This window comes from Streptomyces sp. C (assembly GCF_000158895.1).
In the GTDB taxonomy this organism is placed as follows: domain Bacteria; phylum Actinomycetota; class Actinomycetes; order Streptomycetales; family Streptomycetaceae; genus Streptomyces; species Streptomyces racemochromogenes.
On sequence record NZ_GG657750.1, the window covers coordinates 6,508,313 to 6,511,366 of the forward strand.

Genomic DNA, 3,054 nt, shown 5'->3' on the forward strand with positions numbered 1-3,054 from the left:
CCTCGCGGCGGCCGCCTCCGGCCGTCCGGCGTCCTCCGGGGCGGCCCTGGCCGCGGCGTGCGCCCTCAAGTGGACGGCGCTGCCCGCGGTGGCGGTGGTGCTGGCCCTCCTCGCGGCGGGCCGGGGCGGGCGGCGGGCGGCGGTGCGGTGCGCGCTGGTGACGCTGGCGGGGACGGCGGCCCTGGTGGTGCCGGGCGTGCTGCTCCAGCCGGGGGAGCTGTGGCGGCAGGTGTTCGCCTTCCCGACCGGGCGGGCCGAGGTGGCGACCCCGGCGAGCAGCCCGCTGCCGGGGCACCTGCTGGCGGAACTCGGGCCGTGGGGCTGGTACCTGACGGTGGGTCTGCTGCTGCTCGGCGGGCTGGGGGTGGCGCTCTCGCTGCTGGTGCGCCCGCCGCGCACGGTGGTGGCCGCGGCCGACCGGCTCGCGCTCGGGCTGACCCTGGCGTTCCTGCTGGCCCCGGCGGGCCGCTTCGGCTACCTGGCGCTGCCGCTGCTGCTGGTGGCCTGGGCCCGGTCGGCGGCCCCGGCAGGCCCGGCCGCCTCGCGGGTGGTGGCGCGCTCCCGGGAGGGGGTCAGCGGTCTCCCTCGTACCGCGTCACCCGGTCGGTGACCGCCTTCTGGAGCGGCTGCATCCCGTCGACCAGCTTCTCGAAGTCGCCGGTCCGGCCGTCGGACCACTGTCCCAGCGAGACCACCATGACCCGGCCGTAGCCGGCGAAGGACTGCACCATGCCGGTCTCGGGGCCGAGGGTGGCCAGGCCGGATCCGCGCGGCGGGGCCTGCGTACCCACCTGGTAGTCGTCGAAGGCCATGGTCAGCCCGGTCACCACCCGCAGCGCGTCCTGGGGGTCCTTCATGGTGAAGACGGCGAGGTCGTACTGGTTGTCGTGCGCGTCCTTGTAGAGCGCGATCTGTTTCGCCCACGCAGCCCTTGCCCGACTCGATCATGGCGGCGAGGCGCGGGCCGATCGAGTCGCGCTCGGTGCAGGACGGCATCACGGCCGAGTCCACCCGGGTGAAGGAGCCCCCGGCACCGTCGGGGACGCGTTCGGGGAACACCTCGGCCAGCGGGACCATCGGCCGGGCGGCGGTGGTGGCGGCCGGGGCGGCCGGAGCCGCGGGCGTGGCCCCGCGCGTGGCCCCGGGACCGGATCCGGGCGTGGGTTCCGCGGCCGCGGCGGCGGTGGCCGTGGGTCCGTCTTCGGAGGCGGAGGCCGTCAGCTTGAGCGCGGCGAAGGCGAGCGACCCCGCCAGGAGGGCCATGGCCAGGTTGCGGGGCCACACCCGCCGGGGCGCGGGCGCGGGCTGCTCGAAGGGCCCGTTGGACCGCTCGAACTCCTCCTGGAAGGCCCGCCAGCGCTGCTCTTCGGACTCGTCGCGGCCTGGCGTGATCTCATCGTTCTTCGACACCCCGCGACCTTAGCGATCACCCCATCTGAACTGAATGCCCGCAGGTCACAGCCTTATCGCTATGCGGAATCCGCAGTGCCCCGCATATGGGCCAGGACGGCCAGAACCCGGCGGTTGCCCTCGGTCGGGTCCAGGTCCAGCTTGGTGAAGATGCTGCTCGCGTGCTTGACGACGGAGGCCTCGGTGATGAACAGGCGGGCCGCCAGGGCCTGGTTGTTGAGGCCTTCCGCCATCAACGCGAGCACCTCCCGCTCGCGCGGGGTCAGGCGGGCCAGCGGCTCGTTCGCCGGCCGGGGCGTGAGCAGGACGCGGACCACCTCCGGGTCGATGACGGTCTGCCCCTGGTGCACCCGGCGCAGCGCGTCGAGGAACTCCTCCACGTCCCCGACCCGGTCCTTCAGCAGGTAGCCCAGCCCGGCCGCCGAACCACCGGTGAAGAGCTGCGTCGCGTACGCCGTGGCCACGTACTGCGAGAGCACCAGGACCGGCAGGGAGGGGTCCGCCGAGCGCAGTTCGAGGGCGGCCCGCAGCCCCTCGTCGCGCAGCCCGGGCGGCATCCGCACGTCCGTGACGACCACGTCGGGACGCTCGGCGGCCACGGCCCGCAGCAGCGCGGGGGCGTCACCGACGGAGGCGAGGACGCGGTGGCCGCCGAGGGTCAGCAGTTCCGTCAGCCCGGCCCGCAGCAGTACGGAGTCCTCGGCCAGGATCACCCGGAGCACGGGACCTCCACCTTCAGCTCGGTCGGACCGCCCACCGGACTGGACACCGTCAGCCTGCCCTGCAACATCGCCACCCTGTCCGCGAGACCCGCCAGGCCCGCCCCCGCGCCGGGGTCCGCCCCGCCGCGGCCGTCGTCGGTGATGGTGAGGGTGAGCCGGCCGCCCTCGACCCTACCGGCGACGCCGACCCGCGAGGCGCCGCTGTGCTTGGCCGCGTTGGCGAGGGCCTCGGCGACGGTGAAGTAGGCGGTGACCTCGACCGGTTCGGGCAGCCGGGGCAGCTCCAGGTCCACCGTGACCGGCACGGGATGGCGCAGCGCCACCTCCGCCACCGCCGCCGTGAGCCCGTGGTCGGTGAGCACCTGCGGGTGTATCCCCCGTACGAGGTCCCGCAGTTGGGCGAGGGCCAGCTTCGCCTCCTCGCGGCCCCGGCTCACCAGCGCCGCCGCGTCCGCCGCCTCCGGGTGCGCGCGCAGCCGCAGTTCGGCGAGGCCCAGGGTCATGCTGAGGGCCACCAGCTGCTGCTGGGCCCCGTCGTGCAGGTCCCGCTCGATGCGCCGCCGTTCGGCTTCGAACGCCTCGACCAGCCGGACGCGCGAGCGGGTCAGCTCCAGCACCCGGTCGTCCTCCGCGCGCGGCCCGAGCAGCAGCCGGGCGCACTTGACCTGGGCCCCGGCGATCAGGGCGCCCGCGTACGCGGTCAGCACCAGCCCGGCCAGCCCCACGGCCGTACCGCCCAGCGCCTCCAGCGGGCCGGCCACCGCCTCGCCGGGCACCAGCATCACCGGCTCCGGCGCGAGCGCCCACACGATGACGGGGGAGGCCACCAGCATCAGGGAGAACGCCAGCAGCGACAGCACCCCGAAGCCGGCCGCCCCGAAGACCAGCCCGAGCAGGGCGGCGTACCCGAACTCCCGCCAGG

3 protein-coding genes and 1 pseudogene are annotated in these 3,054 nt (G+C 75.4%); 1 reads left to right on the plus strand and 3 read right to left on the minus strand.

Going from position 1 to position 3,054, the window contains the following annotated elements; all coding sequences use genetic code 11:
- A pseudogene (locus tag SSNG_RS29205) lies at positions 1–610 on the plus strand (hypothetical protein); the annotation flags it as partial.
- Here SSNG_RS29205 and SSNG_RS29210 read toward each other — a convergent pair.
- The 3 genes from SSNG_RS29210 to SSNG_RS29225 all read right to left on the minus strand — a co-directional run.
- On the minus strand, positions 573–857 hold the full coding sequence (locus tag SSNG_RS29210; protein WP_007267534.1) for a hypothetical protein: 285 nt from the start codon (positions 855–857) through the stop codon (positions 573–575). The pseudogene SSNG_RS29205 and the gene SSNG_RS29210 overlap by 38 nt on opposite strands.
- Positions 858–1,469: 612 nt before the next feature.
- On the minus strand, positions 1,470–2,132 hold the full coding sequence (locus tag SSNG_RS29220) for a response regulator transcription factor (RefSeq protein WP_042802200.1): 663 nt from the start codon (positions 2,130–2,132) through the stop codon (positions 1,470–1,472).
- A partial coding sequence (locus tag SSNG_RS29225) for a histidine kinase (protein ID WP_042802202.1) occupies positions 2,120–3,054 on the minus strand: 935 nt, incomplete at its 5' end. The genes SSNG_RS29225 and SSNG_RS29220, both read right to left, overlap by 13 nt.

Coding starts and splice junctions, on each gene's coding strand:
- SSNG_RS29210 (WP_007267534.1), bottom strand. CDS start 857: ATGAAGGACCCCCAGGACGCGCTGCGGGTGGTGACCGGGCTGACCATG.